General features: G+C 35.2%; 19 protein-coding genes. 11 read left to right on the top strand and 8 right to left on the bottom strand.

All coding sequences use genetic code 11. The features are described from left to right. Positions 1-4: 4 nt before the first annotated feature. The gene (locus EHE21_RS09055) at positions 5-436 is read right to left on the bottom strand and encodes a DMT family transporter (protein ID WP_194952475.1); all 432 of its coding nucleotides are present in this window, start codon (positions 434-436) and stop codon (positions 5-7) included. 3 nt (positions 437-439) lie between these two features. After that, on the bottom strand, positions 440-895 hold the full coding sequence (locus tag EHE21_RS09050; protein WP_194952474.1) for a DMT family transporter: 456 nt from the start codon (positions 893-895) through the stop codon (positions 440-442). Between the two features lie 98 nt (positions 896-993). Here EHE21_RS09050 and EHE21_RS09045 point away from each other — a divergent pair, with 98 nt between their 5' ends. Beyond that, a complete protein-coding gene (locus tag EHE21_RS09045; protein WP_194952473.1) occupies positions 994-1,926 on the top strand; it encodes a LysR family transcriptional regulator in 933 nt (310 codons plus the stop codon). Here the strand turns inward: EHE21_RS09045 and EHE21_RS09040 are convergent. Continuing rightward, complete coding sequence (locus EHE21_RS09040) at positions 1,918-2,394, bottom strand: hypothetical protein (RefSeq protein WP_194952472.1); 477 nt, start codon at positions 2,392-2,394, stop codon at positions 1,918-1,920. The genes EHE21_RS09045 and EHE21_RS09040 overlap by 9 nt on opposite strands. A gap of 245 nt (positions 2,395-2,639) precedes the next feature. Between EHE21_RS09040 and EHE21_RS09035 the strand changes: the two genes are divergently transcribed. The 7 genes from EHE21_RS09035 (at position 2,640) to EHE21_RS09005 (ending at position 11,071) form a co-directional block, all read left to right on the top strand. Next, the gene (locus EHE21_RS09035) at positions 2,640-3,233 is read left to right on the top strand and encodes a DUF2239 family protein (protein WP_194952471.1); all 594 of its coding nucleotides are present in this window, start codon (positions 2,640-2,642) and stop codon (positions 3,231-3,233) included. Positions 3,234-3,244: 11 nt separating this feature from the next. Next, positions 3,245-3,583: a GIY-YIG nuclease family protein gene (locus EHE21_RS09030; protein ID WP_194952470.1), complete on the top strand. Its 339-nt coding sequence runs from the start codon at positions 3,245-3,247 to the stop codon at positions 3,581-3,583. A gap of 128 nt (positions 3,584-3,711) precedes the next feature. Beyond that, on the top strand, positions 3,712-5,064 hold the full coding sequence (yegD, locus tag EHE21_RS09025; protein WP_194952469.1) for a molecular chaperone: 1,353 nt from the start codon (positions 3,712-3,714) through the stop codon (positions 5,062-5,064). Positions 5,065-5,204: 140 nt separating this feature from the next. Beyond that, entirely contained in the window at positions 5,205-6,230 is a 1,026-nt protein-coding gene (locus tag EHE21_RS09020; RefSeq protein ID WP_194952468.1) for a threonine aldolase family protein, read from the top strand. Positions 6,231-6,402: 172 nt separating this feature from the next. Beyond that, complete coding sequence (locus EHE21_RS09015) at positions 6,403-6,666, top strand: DUF3811 domain-containing protein (RefSeq protein WP_194952467.1); 264 nt, start codon at positions 6,403-6,405, stop codon at positions 6,664-6,666. A gap of 293 nt (positions 6,667-6,959) precedes the next feature. After that, the gene (locus EHE21_RS09010; protein ID WP_194952466.1) at positions 6,960-9,368 is read left to right on the top strand and encodes a DUF726 domain-containing protein; all 2,409 of its coding nucleotides are present in this window, start codon (positions 6,960-6,962) and stop codon (positions 9,366-9,368) included. Continuing rightward, complete coding sequence (locus EHE21_RS09005) at positions 9,368-11,071, top strand: LeoA/HP0731 family dynamin-like GTPase (protein WP_194952465.1); 1,704 nt, start codon at positions 9,368-9,370, stop codon at positions 11,069-11,071. Before EHE21_RS09010 ends, EHE21_RS09005 begins: the two co-directional genes overlap by 1 nt. 75 nt (positions 11,072-11,146) lie before the next feature. Here EHE21_RS09005 and xylB read toward each other — a convergent pair whose 3' ends face one another. From xylB to EHE21_RS08985, 4 genes are all read right to left on the bottom strand, one after another. Next, complete coding sequence (gene xylB, locus EHE21_RS09000; RefSeq protein WP_194952464.1) at positions 11,147-12,601, bottom strand: xylulokinase; 1,455 nt, start codon at positions 12,599-12,601, stop codon at positions 11,147-11,149. 72 nt (positions 12,602-12,673) lie between these two features. Next, entirely contained in the window at positions 12,674-13,990 is a 1,317-nt protein-coding gene (xylA, locus tag EHE21_RS08995; RefSeq protein WP_194952463.1) for a xylose isomerase, read from the bottom strand. A gap of 10 nt (positions 13,991-14,000) precedes the next feature. Beyond that, positions 14,001-15,476, bottom strand: a complete 1,476-nt coding sequence (gene nhaC, locus EHE21_RS08990; RefSeq protein WP_194952462.1) for a Na+/H+ antiporter NhaC — start codon at positions 15,474-15,476, stop codon at positions 14,001-14,003. Between the two features lie 6 nt (positions 15,477-15,482). Further along, complete coding sequence (locus EHE21_RS08985; protein WP_194952461.1) at positions 15,483-16,652, bottom strand: MalY/PatB family protein; 1,170 nt, start codon at positions 16,650-16,652, stop codon at positions 15,483-15,485. A 188-nt stretch (positions 16,653-16,840) separates the two neighbouring features. Here EHE21_RS08985 and EHE21_RS08980 point away from each other — a divergent pair, with 188 nt between their 5' ends. The 3 genes from EHE21_RS08980 (at position 16,841) to EHE21_RS08970 (ending at position 20,428) form a co-directional block, all read left to right on the top strand. After that, positions 16,841-18,007, top strand: a complete 1,167-nt coding sequence (locus tag EHE21_RS08980) for a XylR family transcriptional regulator (RefSeq protein WP_194952460.1) — start codon at positions 16,841-16,843, stop codon at positions 18,005-18,007. 196 nt (positions 18,008-18,203) lie between these two features. Continuing rightward, positions 18,204-18,491 carry a DUF3892 domain-containing protein gene (locus tag EHE21_RS08975; protein WP_194952459.1) on the top strand — a complete coding sequence of 96 codons (288 nt, stop codon included), beginning with the start codon at positions 18,204-18,206 and terminating at the stop codon, positions 18,489-18,491. A gap of 86 nt (positions 18,492-18,577) precedes the next feature. Then, complete coding sequence (locus EHE21_RS08970; RefSeq protein WP_194952458.1) at positions 18,578-20,428, top strand: nuclease-related domain-containing DEAD/DEAH box helicase; 1,851 nt, start codon at positions 18,578-18,580, stop codon at positions 20,426-20,428. A gap of 135 nt (positions 20,429-20,563) precedes the next feature. Here the strand turns inward: EHE21_RS08970 and EHE21_RS08965 are convergent, their stop codons facing one another. Further along, positions 20,564-20,854: a VF530 family DNA-binding protein gene (locus EHE21_RS08965; RefSeq protein WP_165126643.1), complete on the bottom strand. Its 291-nt coding sequence runs from the start codon at positions 20,852-20,854 to the stop codon at positions 20,564-20,566. Between the last annotated feature and the right edge of the window lie 2 nt (positions 20,855-20,856).

Raw genomic sequence — 20,856 nt, 5'->3', positions numbered from 1 at the left:
TTTTTTATTTAGACTGCTTAGTAAATTTTATTAAAACACCACCAATAATCAGCAAAACACCTATTATTTGCAATAGTAGGTTATTACTTTCAACACCACCGAATATATCAATAACTAGACTTGAGATCATTTGTCCACAAATAGCTAAAACAGACGTTAACATAACTCCCAATAGCGGTAAAACATAACTATTAATGACAACGAAGAACGCACCAATAATACCACCAGCAAAGGCAATTAAAGGGATCGTAGATAGTTCAATAGAATGGTAATCTTTTACCCATAAAACAAAGATAGTTAAAAATACAAAACCGACTAAGTGATTGATTAAAGAGCTATAAAAAGCATTGCTGTTTTGTGCTAACTTACCATTTAAAGTACGACTAGTTACAATGCAGACACCATTAAATAATGCAATTAAAATAAAAATACTCATTAGTTATCTACCTATAATTAATAATGCGCTACCAGAAATAAGTAAAAAGCACATAAATAAATCGCGTAGGGTGATTTTTCTTTTTTCAACCCCGAACCATCCCATTGCATCAACAATAACACTAAAAAGAATTTGCCCTGTTATCATTAAAATAATACTCCCAGAGAGCGATAATGGGCTATTTACTGTAATTGCAGCTAATAACACTGTAAATGCCCCTGGTATACCACCCAAATACCATAGGGTTTTTATTTTATTATTATTTTTCTTGTTCTGTTGATTCTTTCTTAAATATAAAATATATATAATTAAAGAGAAAAGAGTCCCTATACCATGTGTTATCCATGATGCGGTTAATGGTGTTGTAAAACTGGCTAAGTAACTATTACTCATAATCATTAATGAAAGTAAAACGCCAGAAAAGACCGCAACAAGAGAGAGAATATACTTGTTATTCATAATATTAAATCTATATAAATCATTTTTTGTGTGGGTTTAAAATATTCCTTTTTGATAATACTGGCAAGAAAACACACTGTTTACTCTAGGTTGACAATATGAATGATATGAACGTTTTTCCCATTCTGATTGCTGTGGCTGAACATTTGAGTATCACCAAAGCAGCCAAAACATTGAATATGACAAAATCAGCAGTCAGTAAAGCTATTCAAGGTGTTGAAGAGAAGCTAGGTATACGCCTATTTCATAGAACAACAAGAAATGTCAGTTTAACTGAAGAAGGCATTGTTTATATTAACTATATTCGAGAGTCTTATAAGTTAGCGGTAATGGCAGAAGAGGCGGTTTCACAATTTAGCGATAAAGCCAAAGGTAGGATTAAAATTTCAGCGCCCATGTCATTTGGTACGTTACATCTTGCTAGAGTAATACCTTTATTTATGCAGAAGTATCCAGAGCTTGATGTACAACTTTTATTTGATGACAAAGTCACAGATTTAGTCGCAGAAGGGTACGATCTTGCAATTAGAATTGGTGAATTACCCGATTCCTCATTAATAGCGCGTCAAATATCACCTTGTTATAGCCAGCTTTACGCTTCTTCAGAATATCTTGATAAATATGGTGAACCCATGCAAGTTTCTGAGCTAAAAGATCACAATTGCTTATCGTATTCATTATATCAAGCTGGTATGGAGTGGATTTTTTATCAAAGAGGTAAAAAATATAGCCATATTCCTAAAGGTAGTTATCGTGCCAATAATAGTGAAGCATTATTACAAGCAGTTTTACAGGGAATAGGTATTGCTTTACTCCCTCATTTTATTACTCAAACAGCTTTATCAAATTCAGGTAAAAAACTTATCCCTATATTGACGCACTTCGATTTACCTGAGCACTTTATTTACGCAGTTTATCCTGACAAAAAAAATCTTCCGCGCAAAATAACGCTATTTGTTGATTTCTTAAAAGAACAATTCGGTGCCAATAGCGACTATCAACGCAATATCGAAAGAAAATTATCACAATAAACGGTTATCATCGCCGAAAAAGTCATTTTCTAACCACTGCGTTACGGTTTTAGTATTAATTTGATTTGCCTGTAGCTTCTCAATCGCAAAATATTCAGGGAATGAGGCATCAGATCCTTCATACTCTTTTTCGAGTTGTTCTAATTTAACAAGCGCATTTTCATAGTTATCAAAAATCGCCTCAATATCACGATAGATCTGACCAAAACCCTCACTAAAACGTGAAACTAGGTAATAAAAATCTGAAAGGGGAATATCGCAGCTAAAACTGTTTAATTTCACATCTTCGACTTCTATCCATCGGCCTTGTTCAGCGAGGACTTTAACTTGGTTGTCTTCACTTTGATTTTCTCTAATAAATGTCGTTTTTGCTTTTTCAGCAGCATCTTCATTGTCAAAAGCACCTAAAATAAAATCAGGTCCTTCATAACCTGAAATTCCTACTACGCATAAGTGAATTGTGTTCATTTATTTCTCCATAAAAAATATCTAATAAATTGGCTTATTTATCTTACCTATTTTCCCTTTGCATATTGAATTTAATAGGGAACAAATGTGCTTTTTTCATTTTCCTATTTTTATTGTTGTTTTAACTATCTATCCCCATTTTAGATTTTTTCTATGCCATCACCAATTATTTTACCCGGGTATAATTGACTTTGTATTAAAAAAATCTAAAATGCATTTTTATCAGGGTAAAAATAGAGGTAACAATGAAAGCGACACTAACGGCTTTTTGCCAACAACAGAGAATTGCACAAGGTGAACTTGAACAATTAATTATTAAAATCAAATCATTACCAAGTACGAATGAACCTATTTTTGTTTTCAATGATAAAACAGGGGCTCGTTTAGAATTTAATTTCGATACAACCGTTCCTAATATTATTGAAACCTCATTAAAGGTTTATCCCGAATTAAATGGTGAACAAGCTGATATCGCAGAAGAGACAACGGTAACAAATAAGTCTCGTGGTCGCCCTAAACTTGGGGTAACAGCAAAAGAGATCACATTATTACCAAGACAATGGGCTTGGTTAGCAACCCAACCCGGTGGAGCATCAGCGACCATTCGTCGATTAGTTGATGAGGCTAAAAAGCTCAGTATGGCTGATGATTTGAAACGCAACAGATTAACTGCAGCTTATAAATTTTTAAATGAAGTTGCAGGAAACTTACCTGATTATGAAGCCAGTTTAAGAGCATTATTTGCAGATGATCAGACACTTTTTTTAAACATTACAAAAGATTGGCCTAATGATATTCAACAATACGCCAACCAACTTGCTTTTATACCCAATGAATGAGAACAATCATCATGAATGAAGTTATTAGAAAAGAGTTAAAACAAAATTATAAAGATAGCCCATCAACAGCTGGAATTTATTTGATAAGAAATAAACTCAATAAAATGAGTTTAATTGCCTCTGCCCAAAATGCACAAGGCGTCTTAAACAGACACCTTTTTGAATTAAAGTTTGGTCAACATCGTAATAAAGCATTACAAGCCCAATGGAATGAACAAGGAGAAAGTGCATTTGAATTTCTGCTTATTACTCATGTAAAACCTGATGAAAAGAATATCAAACTCGCATTGGAAACATTGCTTGATAAATATACCCTAGAGTATGAGATTACTGATGAAAATAGCTACTAATCCAACAATTTTTATTACGACTCTAAAGGGTTTTTCTCTCTTTTAAACCTCATAATCTGATGGTAATTGCAAAAAGCTTGATGTAGAGTGCTCAGTCTTTTTTTAATGAAGTCTATTGGGGAGGCTGAATGTTTATTGGCTTTGACTATGGAACATCGAACTGTTCTGTTGCAATTATGAAAGAGGGGAAACCCACTCTTTTGCCTTTAGAAGGTAATGATGTGTATATTCCATCAACCCTTTGTGCGCCAACCCGTGAATCCGTTTCTGAGCACTTATTTCGCCATTTAAATATTAAACCTTCCAGTGAAGTTGGCGAACAATTACTAAGAAAGTCGATTGCGTTTAATCGAGAAGAAGATATTGAATTAGTTCCTGAAGATATTCTCTTCGGACAATCTGCACTAAGTTTATACCTACGTGATCCTCGTGATGTCTATTACGTTAAATCACCGAAATCCTTTTTAGGTGCTTCTGGTCTACATGATATACAAATTAGCTTCTTTGAAGATTTAGTTTGCGCCATGATGGCAAATATTAAGCATCAAGCAGAAAAAAGCACACAAGAAGCGATCACTGATACCGTTATTGGCAAACCGATTAACTTTAATGGGTTAGGTGGCGAGGCTTCAAATAGACAAGCTGAAAGTATTCTTATTCGTGCTGCTAAAAGGGCAGGCTTTAAGAATATTATGTTTGAATTTGAACCTGTTGCTGCAGGGCTTGAATATGAGTCAACGTTAACTAAAGACCAAACCGTATTAGTCGTTGATATTGGTGGTGGTACTACTGACTGCTCATTAATTCAAATGGGGCCAAGTTATAAAGGTAAAACCGACCGTTCAAATACATTACTTGCCCATAGTGGGCAACGTGTTGGTGGTAACGATCTTGATATTTACCTTGCTTTTAAACAGCTTATGCCATTATTTGGCATGACCGGATTAACGTCTTCAGGTATTAAATTACCGCTGAAACAGTTCTGGGATCCTATCGCAATTAATAATGTCGAAGCGCAAAAAGATTTTTATTCTCGTCAAAACCTTGCTGTATTAAATCAGTTAAGACGAGATGCAAAAGAGCCTGAAAAAATAACGCGTCTTATTGAAGTTTATAATGAAACATTGGGCTATAGCATTGTTAGACGTGCTGAAGAAGCTAAAATCGCTTTATCAGATTCTCCTGAATATATTGCTAATATCGCACTATTAAGTGAAACCTTAGAATTAACTATCGAACGCGATCAGATGGTTGAATCTATTGAATCACCAAAAAGTAAAATGATTGAATTAGTTAATGATGCGGTTCAGCAAGGGGGAATAAAACCCGATGCTGTCTTTATGACAGGAGGCTCTGCGCGTTCACCTATTTTATGCCAAGCCATTGAACAGCAACTACCTAATATTCCAATTGTTAAAGGTAATGACTTTGGCTCGGTTACTGCTGGTTTGGCGCGTTGGGGCGAGGTCTGCTTTAAATAATTCGTATTAAATAATCGGTTTTAAATAACTGACTTTTTCAATATATTAAAGCGCTTTACATTCAATCTGTGTATTGATTAGATGTAGAGCGTTTTGCTTTATAAAACACGATAAAAACACAACATTCGACAGGAGAACACATGTACCGCTTCCAAAATGATTATAATGAAATTGCACATCCTGCGGTCATGAAGGCAATCACTGATACAGTGGGGCAACGCTATGATGGATATGGCATGGATAAGCTTTGTCATCAAGCAGCTCAATCAATAAAACAGCGTATTCAACAACCTGATGCGGATATTCACTTTTTTAATGGTGGTACCATTACTAATTTAACCGCTATCTCTCATTTTTTACGTCCACACCAAGCTGTTATTTCTGTCAGTACTGGGCACATTGCTACACATGAAACAGGCGCTATTGAAGCAACAGGGCATAAAGTCATCACAACATTTTCCGCTGATGGCAAATTAACACCAGAGTTATTAAAACCTATTCTTGCTGAGCATAATGATGAACATTGGGTTCAACCCAAACTTGTTTATATAACAAATGCCACAGAAATTGGTACGGTTTATCGCAAAGCGGAGTTGCAAGCGCTACGTAACTTTTGTAACGAACATAATTTATGGTTGTACCTTGATGGTGCTCGTTTAGCCGCAGGATTAATGTCTGCACAAAGTGATCTAACTATTGAAGATATCGCCAGCTTAACGGATGCGTTTTATATTGGTGGCACTAAAATCGGTGCAATGTCAGCTGAAACGCTCGTGATTTGTCATCCTGCACTAAAATCTGATTTTCGTTTTAGCTTAAAACAAAAGGGTGGATTACAAGCGAAAGGTTGGTTATTAGGTGCGCAATTTGAAGCTTTATTTAAAGATGATCTCTATTTTAAATTAGGTAAACATCTTAATGAAATGGCATCACAATTAACCGAATTCTTTACTGCGCAAGGTTTTGAATTTTTAGCGCCACCTGAATCTAACCAAGTTTTTGTTATTTTACCAAACACGATTGCGGAAAAATTAACACAACAGTTTGTTTTTCATCGTGTATTACTTGAAGATCCTAACTTGAGCTGCTTACGTCTTTGTACTTCTTGGGCAACAACACAGCAAGATATCGATGGGTTTAAAACAGCATTTCTTCAATTAGTTTAAATTTTCTGTTTAAACTTATCTCTTAATTTTATGCATTACACGCTTATTACGTGTGTAATGCATTTTCAATATAATCAGAATTTAATTACCTTAAATCTAAATATAATGCTGGAGAGGCGCATTAATAATGTTATATTGATGACTCCTCTCTCAACATAGGTAGGGTAAAAGAATGAAGAAATTGACACTCCAAGAGATGACAGATGCCCAACAAATGCGAGTAAAAACCAGGATAGGTCAAGAGAGAAAGAAATTAGGGCGTGAATTAACCAATGCCGAAATGAATAAAGTCAAAGACTCCATTATTACCGAAATCTCCCTCGAAGTTGAAAAAGCCACCAAAAAAGCGCAAGCCCTCAAGAAAAAACAAAAACTAGCCCCTAGTGATGAAACCTATAGTTGGTCAGCTAAAAACCATCGTAGCGGATATCGTTAATTTTTTAATTAGCCCTGATATATTTATTTATCAGGGCTAAGAGATTAAAATTCCTAACCACAAAATATTGCACAAAATTAAAATAAAATATTTAGTCAATTTCAATAAAAAACTCATAAAATGAGTATTTTATATACGTAATATATTTATTTTTAAGATATAAGTACTGAGTTGTTTCGTTATTATCAATTCAATCTTAAAGGTAAATTAGAGCTTTTAATTATTAGCTTAAATTATTAAAATAAAATAATACATTTTATTTTTACTGACATATTTTTTAGATGATTTAACTAATGACAATAAAACTTCATAACCCCAATGAAATATATAGAAAGATCAATGATGAACTTACAATTCTTATACACTCGATGTGTGAGCAATCATCTGATGAAATAATAAACAAAGCAGGAAGTGATGCACGAAATAAATTAGAACAATTTCAAGAAGTATTAAAAAAAGATCTTGATTCTTTACAAAAGAATGCAGAATGGAATATTTTTACTATCGCGTTTTATGGGGAAACAGGCGCAGGCAAATCAACATTAATTGAAACACTGCGAATACTTTTGCGTGAATCAAAAAAATTAGAGAATCAGAAGAAATACCGTCAACAATATGCTAATTATCAATACTGCTCTGATGATATTGAAAAAACTAAAAACTCTATAGATGAAATCAAGCATAATGCAGAGGAAATAACATCAAAAATCAATGAATTAAATGATTTCCACGCTCAGGAAAGGTATGATATCCAACAATTAATTAAAGAAAGTGATATTGAGTTTTTACCGCACCTTAATGAAATTAAAAATCAATTAGAACAAAAAGAGCGCATTAACACTCAGATATTGCAGCAAATTGATGATATTAATATTCAAATTTCTGAATATAAAAAAAAGGCATCATTATGGCAGAAATTTCTTCTTTTTTTTAATAAACTACCTGAAGAAATCACATTAAGTAATTTAGAAAAACAAGTTATTTTAACTGGAATCGAATGCAAAACCCTACATCAACAATATAATTCACGCAAACTATTGATTAAAGAAAAACAAAAACCCTTATACTCTAAGCTAGCAAATTTAAATGAAAGGTTAGAACAGGAAAAGCAACAATTTGAAGATCAATTACAGTTTTTAAAGAATGAGGGTATTTCGTTAACAAAAAAAAATGAACAATTAGAAACACTATTAGAAAAACAACATGCATTATTATCTCAATATGCTGATGGTGAGATTATTGGTGATGGCCGCGCTGATTTTACAAGAGAAACTCAATGTTATAATTTAACACTAAATGGAAATGTTTTTTCTTTATTAGATGTTCCAGGCATTGAAGGAAAAGAAGAACTTGTTTTAAAAGAAATTGAAAATGCCATTGAACGAGCTCATGCTGTCTTCTACATCACAAATAAAGCAGCACCACCACAAACAGGGGATGAAGGAAGAAAAGGAACATTAGAAAAAATAAAACAACATTTAAATTCACAAACAGAAGTATGGTCAATTTTTAATAAAAAAGTAACCAATCCAAAATTAACATTAAAAAATAGGCCATTGCTATCTGATGATGAATCAAGCAGCTTGTCTGTATTAGATGAAAAAATGAGTGAACAACTTGGTTCTCATTATAAAAAAACAATTGCATTAACCGCATTACCTGCTTTTTTAGCATCGACAGACTGTTTAGTTCCTCATTCTCAAAATGCCAAACGTCGTACTAAATTTTTACAAGATTTCATGGAATATGATTTATTAGAATTGACTGGTATTCTTGATTTTATCAATTTGTTGGAAAAAGAATTACTACCCGATAGCCAAAATAAAATTTATCAAGCAAATCTTAATAAAGCTAAAGAAGCTCTTAACAAAACTACCAAAGGGCTTGATGATGTAGAAAAAACTTATCAAGATCTCGCTGATGATGTTTCTGTCAAGTGTGAAGAATCAAAGATATTACTGGATTCAAGCTTCCGCATCATGCAAACACGATTAAATAGCAATATCGCAAATCTTATTCGTGATGCTATACATGATATACGTACAAATGTTTATTCACGTATTGAAGATAATATTAGTAATGATCATTTTAAAGGGATTTTAGAACAAAAGGTCAAAGCAGAATTGAGTAAACTTTCAGCCTCTTTACCTCATACAATCAAACAACAAATTGAGCATTTTCAAACTGAGGCTTCTGATATTTTTCAGCGTTATGAAGAGCAAACACAAGATTTAATGCATCTAACTGAGAAATTGAATAAAGCTAAATTAGATAACAATATCAATATAAAAATCAACATTGACAGTGGGATAAATAAAGCTGGTTTATTGGGTGCATTAGCTGGGTTGGCACTTATACCAATTACAGGTGGAGCTAGTGCGTGGATTATTGCTGCGTCAGCATTTACAGCAATTGTCTCTATTGGTAAAGCAGTTGTGGGTTTCCTGAGTAGTAATTATAAAATGTCTCAACAAAAAAAATCAACTAACGAAAACTTACGCAAAATTGAATCTCATTTGACAGAAACTTTAAACGACAATTTAGATCAAGTTCTTCCTAAAATGAAAGATAGTATAAAAACAATTAAACAATCACTTGATGAGCCAATAATCAAAATGAACCAAACGGCAGTATTGTTAAAAAATTCAAATCAAAAACTAAAAATCTTATCTAGAAGTATTCAAACAGAAGGTAATTTGTAATGAAACATACACTCACTAACTTTAACGAAAAGCAAACTCAAATCCTTAATTTATTGAATAGACTCTTACGCTTTTTACAACAAGGTGCTCAAGCAGGTGTTTCCATTGATCCTTCTTTAATTAAAAAATTAGAAAATAATATTGCTCATGTAGTTGATGAAAAGTTAAAAGTTGCATTAATAGGTGGTTTTTCAGAAGGGAAAACCTCAATAGCGGCTGCATGGATGGAAAAACTAGATAAATCCACGATGAAAATTAGCCATCAGGAATCTTCTAATGAAGTTAAAGTTTATGAAATTGGCGAAGAGTTCGTGTTAATCGATACTCCGGGGTTATTTGGTTTTAAAGAGCAGCAAAATGCACAAACATTTGAGGTAGAAAAATATAAAGATCTCACTAAAAAACATGTCAGTGATGCACACCTTGTTCTTTATGTTATGAATTCAACCAATCCGATTAAAGAAAGTCATAAAGAAGATATGTATTGGTTATTCCGTACTCTAAATTTATTGCCACGTACTATTTTTGTCTTAAGCCGGTTCGATGAAGTTGCCGATGTTGAAGATGAAGATGACTATCAAGAAAATCTTAATATAAAACAACAAAATGTCATTGGTCGTTTACAAGATATGATATCTCTTACACAAGAAGAGATTAATACATTATCTATTGTTGCTGTTGCCGCCAATCCTTTTGATGAAGGTATTGATTACTGGCTTGAAAATATTGAGCAATTTAAAGCACTTTCTCATATTACTCATTTGCAAACAGCGACAGCAAATAAAATTACTCAAAATGGAGGAAGTGAGGCATTAGATGCTGAAATGCGTACAAGCGTTATCAGTGATATTCTTCATAAGCAATTGCCTATAGCTATTGACGCTAATGCTAGTATTTCCCATGAAGTGAGCCAACTTGAAAAAGCTTATCAGCGTTTAGATAATCAAATGAGAAATACCCAAGCACAAATTAGTGAAACTCAAATTACATTGAGTAATTTTGTTACTCACTACTTTGCTGACTTAATCATGCAAGCCAAAGGGTGTAGCATTGAAACATTTAGTGATTTTTATGAGCGTGAAATTGGTGATGAAGGCATCATGATTAATAATAAACTGCAAAATGAATTTCGTAGTCAGATGGGTGTTATTAATCTTGAAGTTGAAAAAATACAAACTAGTTTTGATAGTGAAGTGAGCCATTTTAATAATACAATTAAATCCCTAGGTAAAATGGGAATAAATAACGTCCTAAAAGGCAATTTTATTAATAATAAAACTGTACTTGCAACACGTGATGGCATCGTGTCTGTTGCTAAAACTGTTGGTCTTGATATTGGTAAATATCTTAAATTTAAACCTTATGGTGCTATTAATTTTGCTAAAGGTGCCAATGCGGCGTTAGCGGCTGTTGGTGTGATTATAGAGATTTGGGATAGCTATGATAAATATAAAAAAGAAGAGCAATTTAAACAAGTTATTGATGATATGGTCAAAGGATTTAACGAACAAAGAAGCGACCTTGTTGCATTAATTGACTCACCTGAATTTGCAGAAAAATTCTTCGCTAATTACATAACACTTAACAATCAAATCAAAGAACTGGGTTCAAATTTATCTGATAGTCGAGAAAGAGAAAATGTATTCTCAGCTTGGCTTACAGAAGCAAAATTATTAGAAAGTGAACTAGTGACTCTTTTTTAATTAAGCGAACATAAAATAGCGCTAACTTTTGAAAAATTAGCGCTATTCTTTTACCCTGATATTGACGCAATATAGTTATATTTCCATCGTATCAATCAATGAATATAACTTTTTAAAGGCATGATATTTTTTTTCGTATGTTTTATGTTTTTCTAAATTTGGTGTATGGCGTTTCTCAAGCTTAGGTTGAGAAAGAATGACTTGTGATGAATGAGCAGGGTTTACTGCTAATTGTGCCAGTCTTGCCGCACCAAGAGCAGGACCAACATCACCACCTTGGCGATAATCGAGGGTTTTTCCTGTAATATCGGCAAGCAGTTGTCGCCAATATTCGCTTCTTGCACCACCACCAATTAACGTAATGTTATCCGCTAATTGACCTGCATTATCAGCAACTTCAATCCCTTGCCGTAACGCGAAACTCACGCCTTCAAGAACAGCTTGGCATAAGTCAGCACGTTGATGTTCATGGGTTAATCCCCAAAAGACACCTTTCGCATCGGGGTTGTTATAAGGCGTCCGTTCGCCTGATAGATAAGGTAAAAATAGCAGGGGGCTATTAGCAAAAGTCGCGTGTTCAATCTCTTCAAACATCGCACCCACACTCTCAATTCCTGTCAATTGACACACCCAATCAAGGCACGATGCTGCACTTAGCATCACAGACATTAAATGCCAAGTATTAGGTAATGCATGACAAAAACTGTGTACTGCATTGTCACTATTTTGGAGAAACTTTTCGCTAACAACAAAATAAACACCTGAAGTACCTAAAGAGAGCATCGCTTGACCGGGTTGATAAACGCCGACACCAATTGCACCCGCGGCATTATCGCCACCACCAGCAATAATAGGCACTTGTTTCATCTGCCATTTTTTAGCGATATCAGCTAATAGATAGCCCGTTATTTGATTGCCTTCAAACAACGTAGGCATTTGACGACGCGTTAACCCTGTGGCATTTAAAAGCTCATCACTCCAATCTCGCTTTTGCATATCTAGCCAAAGCGTACCCGCTGAATCCGACATATCACTGGCGAAATTACCGCTCATCTTCCAACGTAAAAAATCTTTAGGTAATAAAACATGTGCAATGCGTTGAAAAATTTCAGGCTCATTTTCAGCAACCCATTGCAGTTTTGGCGCAGTAAAGCCAGGCATAACTAAGTTACCCGTGATCTTTTTAAACTGAGGATATTGCGCTTCAAGTGCCTGACACTGTTTAAAACTACGGCCATCGTTCCATAAGATTGCAGGACGCAACACCGCTTGTTGAGCATCAAGCAAAACGGCACCATGCATTTGCCCGCTTAGCCCAATCGCCTCGATTTGATCCATTGGATAACTGCGTCCAAGCTGAAGAATGGCGTCTTCCGTTGCTTGCCACCATTGCTGGGGATCTTGTTCTGACCATTGAGGGTGAGGGCGTGATATTGCTAAAGAAACGGAATGACTGGCGATAACGTCGCCTTGCTCATTCATGATAATCGCTTTAACGCTTGAAGTACCTAAATCTAGCCCTAAATACATAAAGTTACCCCATGACCTTTATCTAATTAATAAACACAGCGGAAAACCCGCTGTGTTATTACGTTTATGCAATTAGCCAAAAATATAGCGATTCACTAAACTTTCTAGCATTTCTTGGCGTCCACTTTGTAATTGTGGCGCTAAGGTATTGCTTTGGGCATATTTTGCCACCTCTTCAAGGCTTAATTTACCTTGTAAGATATTTTGACCTAACTCTGCACTCCAGCCTGAATAACGTTGCGCCGTAAATTTATCAAGGCCACCATCTTGGATCATTCTTGCTGCAATGCGTAATGCCATTGCCATTGTATCCATTCCTGAAATATGCCCGTAGAAAAGGTCATATTTATCATTACTTTGACGACGAACTTTAGCATCAAAGTTTAAACCGCCTGTTGTAAACCCACCTGATTTAAGAATTTCATACATTACTAGTGCATTTTCTTCCACACTATTTGGGAATTGGTCTGTATCCCAGCCTAATTGAGGGTCACCACGGTTAGCATCAACAGAGCCTAAAATACCTAACGCAATGGCTGTCGCAATTTCATGATGGAAACTATGTCCTGCTAACGTTGCGTGGTTGGCTTCAATGTTTACTTTGACTTCTTTTTCAAGACCAAACTGTTTTAAGAAACCATAAACAGTCGCAGTATCGTAATCGTATTGATGTTTTGTCGGCTCTTGTGGTTTTGGTTCAATCAGTAATGTGCCTTGGAAACCAATTTTATGTTTGTGCTCAACAACCATCTGCATAAAGCGACCAATTTGCTCTCTTTCTTGGCGTAAGTCTGTATTTAGCAGCGTTTCATAGCCTTCGCGCCCACCCCATAAGACATAGTTTTCGCCACCCAGCGTTTTTGTCGCTTTCATCGCTTCACAAACTTGTGTCGCTGCCCATGCAAAAACATCAGGATCAGGGTTAGTTGCTGCACCTGCACCATAACGAGGATTGGTAAAACAGTTTGCGGTTCCCCATAATAGCTTAACGTTGGTTTCTTCTTGTTTTTTCGCTAATACATCGGTGATCGCCGCCATATTAGAGATATATTCGTTGATGTTATTACCTTCAGAAATAACATCGACATCATGAAAACAGTAGAAAGGAACATTGAGCTTATGAAAGAACTCAAAGGCAACATCGGCTTTGCGTTTTGCTTGCTCTAATGCTTCACCTGGTGTTTGCCACGGTCTATCAAAAGTACCGATACCGAACATATCAGAACCATTCCAGCAGAAGTTATGCCAGTAGCAAGCGGCAAATCTTAGGTGATCTTCCATTCGTTTACCCAAGATTATCTCATCAGGATTATAGTAACGAAACGCTAGTGGGTTATCGCTTGTTGTGCCTTCATATTGAATTTGTTCAATTTTATCAAAGTAAGACATGGAACCGTCCTTATTTAGTATCAAGTTGTAATTCTGAATGTGATTCAAGCTCAGCAGTCATCTCTTCCTGCTCTTCTGGTGTTAATTTGGCAATGCCAAAGCCCGTGAAACCCCACAGCATGGCAAAGAAGATGCCACTCCAGCACAATACGGCCCAAGGTAAGTAACTTAAGGTTGCAACACCTAACGTACCTGCCATATAAGCGCCTGCGGCTGTCCACGGTAAAATAGGTTCAAAGATAGTGGCGGAGTCTTCTACAGTACGGGCTAGGTTTTTAGGGTGTAAGCCTCGTTCGATATAGGCACCGCGTAACATTTCGATAGGAATAAGGATTGAAATTTGTCCATTACAGGTCACGCCAATCATGGTTAGCCCGCAAGCAATTGTGGCTAAGATCATTGAACCGGTTGAGTGAACCATTTTTAACAATGCATGGACAATCACTTCTAATGCGCCACTTAACGATAAAGTACCGGCAAAAGAGAGGGCGCAGAAACAGATAAGCAGGGTGCTCATCATTGAGTTCATGCCACCACGATTTAATAAGTTACCTAATAATTCAGGAACTTCTTTCCCTTGGATCATTGAAACATTAAAGCCATCAACAGCACTTTTTACGATGTCATGTAATCCAAAACCTTGAATAAGATAAGCGTTAAACATCGCAATGGCGGCAGAGGCTAACATCACAGGGATAGTTGGTTTTTTCGTGACTGAACCATATAAAATCACTAATACAGGAATGAGAAGGATTAGATTGAAGTTATAAACACTCTCAAGACCATTGGTAATTAATGTCACTTTTTCTGGCACACCTTGTCCTGCTAAATCACCGTTCATGCCATAAACCGTCATCACAATCGCGGTTAAAATCAGCGAAGGCAGTGTGGTGTAAAGTAAGTGCCAAATATGTTGATAGAGGTCTATCCTTGCAGCCATTGCGGCAAGGTTAGTATCACCTGATAGCGGTGAAAGTTTGTCACCAAAATAGGCACCAGCAACTACGGCACCCGCTGTTGCAGCAAGGTTTGCATCCATACCAACCGCAACACCCATAAAGGCGACGCCGATAGTTCCTGCTGAACCCCATGAAGTTCCCGTACAAACCGACACTAATGATGTCACCAATAATGCCGTAACATAAAGCATTTCTGGGCTGATCATTTTTAAGCCGTAATAGATCATCAATGGAATAGTGCCACCAATCATCCATGTGCCGATTAACAAGCCTACACTGATTAAAATCAGCAATGCTGGCATGGTTTTAGCAATTTTTTGTGAGATTGCCGTTAAGATCTCGTCATAGCGATACCCTAATCGTTTCACTAATAGCGCAGCTACAACCGTAGACAGCACCATTAAAGGCTCTGGTGGTAAATCGAAAGCGGCGTAGCCTCCTCCTAATAGCACCACCATGGTGAATATAGGAAAGAGTGATTCGAGTAATGTCGGTGTTCTCGAGCTGTTTATCGTTTGCGTTTTCATTGTAATTTATTCCAAACTGGCGTGAGGTAAGGTACGAATAAGCCGAGTGAAAACGGTTTCTAATATTGAACGAGGTGTCGCGACATTAATGCGGAAAAAACCATCCCCAACCGCACCAAAACCACGCCCCCAACTCATTTCCACTTCAGCTAATGAAACAAACCAATGTTTTAGTTGTTCTTCAGATAACTGCATTTTTTGGTAGTTAATCCATAGCATGTAGGTGCCATGACTTTGAGTGATAACCCAATCAGGAAAGTAACGTTCACATTGTTCTTTTACCCAACGTCGGTTATCAGCAAGGTACGTTTTTAATTCACCAACCCATTGCTCGCCTTGTAAGGTGTAAGCTTGTAAAAAAGCGGGAACTGAGAAATAACCAGGATTATGAATACCCGCAGCAATTAAGCATTGTTTGAATTTTTCACGATATTCAGGATTGGCAATAACGATATTGGCGACTTCGAGTCCAGCTAAATTGAATGTTTTAGCAGGAGAGGTACAAATAAAAGAGTGTTGTTTTACATAACTATTTACTGATGAAATAGGGTGATAAGTTGCGCCATCAAAAACAAAATCTGCATGTACATCATCAGAAATAATAAAAACCTGATATTTCTGTGCAAGTTCCGCTATTTTTAATAGATCACTTTTTTGCCATACCGTTCCTGTTGGGTTATGTGGCGATAGTAAAATAAAGCAGACAGACTGTTTAAACTTACTTTCTAAGTCATCAAAATCAATTTCATAATAGCCGTCACGATAAATCAACGGACTTTCTAATAGTTCACGTTGATTGACACAAACCGCATTACTAATAGGATGATAAACTGGTGATAAGGTTGCGACTTTATCGCCAACGCGTGTGAAGTTTTGAATATAAAGCGAAACTGCTTGAATAATGCGAGGACAAAAAACAATAGATTCAGGCTCAACAATCCACTGATATTGCGTTTTAAACCAATTTACAGCAACGTTATTCCAATCATGGCTAAGGTCGGTATAGCCATAAATTCCTTTGAGATTAAATTGAGTCAATGCATTAACAATAAAATCAGGCGCAGGAATATCCATATCTGCAACAGATAACGGAATAACATTGGCGTTACTATTACACCATTTTGCGCTATAGGTATTTTGCCTAGAAATTAATTTATTAAAGTTATTCTGATACATGAAAAATCTCCTCGGCAACCGTGTTTAAAAACAAAATACTCGTTGTTATTAACATTGGTTATTCCTATTTTTTACTTTGCTATTACGAAATTTGGCTTGTGTGATAGTAATCACATAGCGATGAAAGCAAGTTCTAGCAAAATTAAAGCTGTGGTTTAATGCCTAGCGGGATAATTAGGTAGAGTAAAATGAAAAAAGATAAATACTTTCGTATTGTGCTGTTATTCAACGCTAATAAAGTCTATGACCGACAAGTGGTTGAGGGTGTTGGAGAGTATCTTCAGGCATCACAGTGCCATTGGGATGTATTTATTGAAGAAGATTTCCGTACTCGGCTTGATAATATAAACCATTGGGTTTGTGATGGTATTATTGCTGATTTTGATGATCCGATTATTGCTAAGCATTTAAGCCAATCACCATTAACCGTTATTGGTGTCGGCGGCTCTTATCATCGAGAAGAAAATTATCCCCCCGTTCCTTATATCGCTACTGATAATTATGAATTAGTTCAACAAGCCTTTTTACATTTAAAGCAGAAAGGGCTTAAACATTTTGCTTTTTATGGCTTACCAGCAAAAGATCATCCTCATTGGTCTAATGAACGAGAACACGCATTTCGACAATTAGTCACCAGCGAAAAATATCCGGGTATTGTTTATAACGGCATGGATATTACGCAAGAGAATTGGCAACACGCGCAAAATCGTTTATCCGATTGGATACAAACTTTACCACCACAAACTGGGATTATTGCAGTCACCGATGCAAGAGCACGTCATTTACTGCAAGTTTGCGATAATTTAAATATTAATGTGCCTGAAGAAATAAGCATTATCGGTATTGATGATGAAGATATGACACGTTATTTATCTCGCATTGCATTATCTTCTGTTGTGCAAGGTTCACGACAAATGGGGTATTTAGCAGCCAAGCTATTACATCAAACGCTGGAAGGGCATCCAACTAATAAACAGCAAAGAGTGTTGGTTCCACCCGTTAAAATAGTCGAACGTCGCTCAACCGATTTTCACTCATTTAACGATCCTACCGTTGTGCAGGCTATGCATTATATTTATTACAATGCCTGTAAAGGGATAAAAACAGAGCAAGTTTTAGATGCAGTTAATATGTCGCGTTCTAATTTAGAGCAACGGTTTAAAAAGGAGATTGGTAAGACAATTCATACCGTTATTTATGAAGAGAAACTAAAACGAGCTCAAAATTTATTAGCCACCACAACACTTGCAATCCAAGAAATATCAGTGATGTGTGGCTATCCGTCATTGCAATACTTTTACTCTATATTTAAAAAAGAATTTGGTATGACGCCAAAAGAGTTTAGGGATGAGTGAAATTATAACACTAATCTAGATCACAATATTGTGAATATAAGTAATTATACTTGCATAAATACATATTATTCCTATCTTATTAAATCTTATTGTTATTTTTAATGAAATACCAAAATACATTGCTTTTTAATCAGTTGATTTAATTTTATTAAAGTGTATTAATTATTTCCGTTAAAAGAAAATATAGGATAATGAGATGACGGATTTTTATATTGTTGCTATTAAAATGGATGCTGAGAATCAGCATATTGATTATGTGAAAACTATTCAAGCTGGCAAAGCAGATATTGATGCCACAATCAATGCTAGACAATTTATTGCTGAGCTTATCAATGAAAATTTAGCCTCTTTTCAAACTGCTATTCAAGATAAAAATGGTGACTGGAGTTATGGTGCTACAGTTCGTGTTATAGATAGCGTTTATCTTACAACCGAACCAAATGGTACAACACGTGACAATTTGGATAGTTTACCAAAATTCTAAAGATAATAAGGTGATAGCATTAATTGATATCACCTTATTTTTAATTAATTATATTCCATTAATTTAATATAAAAAATGAGAACTCAATGTCACGTTTCATCTCACCATCAATATCTGAATTCAATAAATTACGACAACCATTAACGCAAGGGGAAAAAAAAGTTTTTGAATTTTTTAATAAATATTTACCATTAGAATGGGAAATTTATATTCAACCTCACCTTAATGGATTGCGACCTGATTTTGTATTACTTAACCCTAAAATTGGTATCGCCGTATTTGAAGTGAAAGATTGGAATTTCACTGCAATGGATTATTTCATTGAAGAAAAAGAAAATTGCATACCTGTATTATGGGCGAAGAAAGACGGTGTGAAATTTTCCAGGCAAAAAGAAAATCCAATAGAGCAAGTTTATAACTATAAACAAGAATTATTTAATCTTTATTGCCCACGTTTAGAAAAAAATGCTGGATTTGCTGTTATTACAGCAGGAGTCATATTCCCATTTGCAGATGATAAATATGTAAAAAATTTATTTAAACAAAATCTTAGATTTAGAGGAATGGAAGAGTTTCCTAGCTATAGTCCAATTTCTGGTATGAATGCACTAAAAAATGGTGATATTTATACTGTTTTTCCAGAGGTAAATAGAAGATATTCAAAACTAATGAATGTCGATACTTATAAAGATATTAAGAATTGGCTAATTGAACCTGATTTTTCAGAAACACAAAGAAAACCAATCATATTAGATAAAATACAACAAAATTTAGCTACAACAAGAACAGTATCAGGTTATCGCAGAATACGTGGTGCTGCAGGTTCAGGAAAATCATTAGTACTCGCAGCAAGAGCAGCGGAGTTATTAAGTGAGAATAAAAAAGTCTTAGTTATTACATATAATATTACCTTGATGCACTATTTACAGGATATTACAGTTAGACATTTAAAGTCGAGAAAGAAAATAAATTCTGATATTACTTGGCTTAATTTTCATCATTGGTGTAAATGCATATGTAATAATTTAGGCTATACACAAGAATATGAAGGGTTATGTAAAAATAATACTGACGAATTTTTTAAATACTCATTACCTACTTTAGTTAATACTATATTAGATAAAGAAAATAATGAGTATATAAAATATGATGCCGTGTTAGTTGATGAAGGACAGGATTTCTTACCTAATTGGTGGTCAGTATTACGCAAAGTCTGTAAACCTATGGGTGAAATGCTTTTAGTCGCTGATATAACTCAAGATATTTATGATACTGCAAAATCTTGGACTGATGAGGCAATGAAAGGCGCTGGTTTTAGCGGAGCTTGGGCTGAACTTAATGTTTGTTATCGTTTACCTTTATTAACAATAGAAAAAGCTAGAGATTTTGCTAATCGCTTTTTACCAAAAGAATTAGCGCTTTTACCTGAAAATAGTCAATTTGGTATGGAACTTGAGCCTTGTTATTTAAAGTGGGTTCATGTGGATTCTAATAATGAAGATGCTATTTGTTGTTCTGAATTACTTTCTCTATCAACAACAGGTATACCTAAAGCACTTGCAATTGCAGATATCACATTTTTATGTACTTCTAAACAGTTTGGTTTAAAGGTTGTTCAACAATTAAAAAATAAAGGTATTAAAGTTATTCATACCTATGATCTTGATGATAAAGAATCAAAACGCCAAAAAATGAGCTTTTATATGGGAGATGCTCGAATAAAAGCAACCACATTACATAGTTTTAAGGGATGGGAATCGAGAGCTTTAGTCATATTTGTAGATAATGATAATTTAACACAAAAAACATTATCATTAATATATACAGGTTTAACACGACTTAAACGGCACCCTGAAGGCAGTTGTTTAACTGTTGTTTCTAAATCATCAGAACTTATTGAATATGGTAAAACGTGGTCTTCTTTCACAAGAGTATAATTTATAAAAACAAAAACGCTTCTTATTAGAATGCCATAGTAAGAAGCGCTATTTTTATAATTATATAAAATAACTTACCATCAATCTTGTTATATAAAGCCCATATCAATCTTTCTACAAAATAATCTAATATGATTACTTTCTACGGCTATTCGCCCAAGGATCACAATCTGGGTGGTCGATAACTTCAATCACATCATCAATATCAGCTTCAAGAGAATCAAGATAGAGCGCTTCCACTTCAGCGCGTGCCCAAGGGGTTCTGCGCAAAAATTTCAAACTTGATTTCACGCTAGGATCGCTTCTAAAGCAGTTAATCTTGATAAGTTGACCTAATTTAGCCCAGCCATATTTAGCCACCAGCGCATTTACTTGCATTTCGAGAGTAACGCCATGCAAAGGATCTTTAGAAACGTGTCCGGTCATTA

This window comes from Proteus sp. GOKU (assembly GCF_015475555.1).
Taxonomy (GTDB): domain Bacteria; phylum Pseudomonadota; class Gammaproteobacteria; order Enterobacterales; family Enterobacteriaceae; genus Proteus; species Proteus mirabilis_B.
Note: the sequence above shows the minus strand (reverse complement) of the source record. Positions and strands in the feature narration are given on the sequence as shown.

Coding starts and splice junctions, on each gene's coding strand:
- EHE21_RS09055 (WP_194952475.1), bottom strand. CDS start 436: ATGAGTATTTTTATTTTAATTGCATTATTTAATGGTGTCTGCATTGTA.
- EHE21_RS09050 (WP_194952474.1), bottom strand. CDS start 895: ATGAATAACAAGTATATTCTCTCTCTTGTTGCGGTCTTTTCTGGCGTT.
- EHE21_RS09045 (WP_194952473.1), top strand. CDS start 994: ATGAATGATATGAACGTTTTTCCCATTCTGATTGCTGTGGCTGAACAT.
- EHE21_RS09040 (WP_194952472.1), bottom strand. CDS start 2,394: ATGAACACAATTCACTTATGCGTAGTAGGAATTTCAGGTTATGAAGGA.
- EHE21_RS09035 (WP_194952471.1), top strand. CDS start 2,640: ATGAAAGCGACACTAACGGCTTTTTGCCAACAACAGAGAATTGCACAA.
- EHE21_RS09030 (WP_194952470.1), top strand. CDS start 3,245: ATGAATGAAGTTATTAGAAAAGAGTTAAAACAAAATTATAAAGATAGC.
- yegD (WP_194952469.1), top strand. CDS start 3,712: ATGTTTATTGGCTTTGACTATGGAACATCGAACTGTTCTGTTGCAATT.
- EHE21_RS09020 (WP_194952468.1), top strand. CDS start 5,205: ATGTACCGCTTCCAAAATGATTATAATGAAATTGCACATCCTGCGGTC.
- EHE21_RS09015 (WP_194952467.1), top strand. CDS start 6,403: ATGAAGAAATTGACACTCCAAGAGATGACAGATGCCCAACAAATGCGA.
- EHE21_RS09010 (WP_194952466.1), top strand. CDS start 6,960: ATGACAATAAAACTTCATAACCCCAATGAAATATATAGAAAGATCAAT.
- EHE21_RS09005 (WP_194952465.1), top strand. CDS start 9,368: ATGAAACATACACTCACTAACTTTAACGAAAAGCAAACTCAAATCCTT.
- xylB (WP_194952464.1), bottom strand. CDS start 12,601: ATGTATTTAGGGCTAGATTTAGGTACTTCAAGCGTTAAAGCGATTATC.
- xylA (WP_194952463.1), bottom strand. CDS start 13,990: ATGTCTTACTTTGATAAAATTGAACAAATTCAATATGAAGGCACAACA.
- nhaC (WP_194952462.1), bottom strand. CDS start 15,476: ATGAAAACGCAAACGATAAACAGCTCGAGAACACCGACATTACTCGAA.
- EHE21_RS08985 (WP_194952461.1), bottom strand. CDS start 16,652: ATGTATCAGAATAACTTTAATAAATTAATTTCTAGGCAAAATACCTAT.
- EHE21_RS08980 (WP_194952460.1), top strand. CDS start 16,841: ATGAAAAAAGATAAATACTTTCGTATTGTGCTGTTATTCAACGCTAAT.
- EHE21_RS08975 (WP_194952459.1), top strand. CDS start 18,204: ATGACGGATTTTTATATTGTTGCTATTAAAATGGATGCTGAGAATCAG.
- EHE21_RS08970 (WP_194952458.1), top strand. CDS start 18,578: ATGTCACGTTTCATCTCACCATCAATATCTGAATTCAATAAATTACGA.
- EHE21_RS08965 (WP_165126643.1), bottom strand. CDS start 20,854: ATGACCGGACACGTTTCTAAAGATCCTTTGCATGGCGTTACTCTCGAA.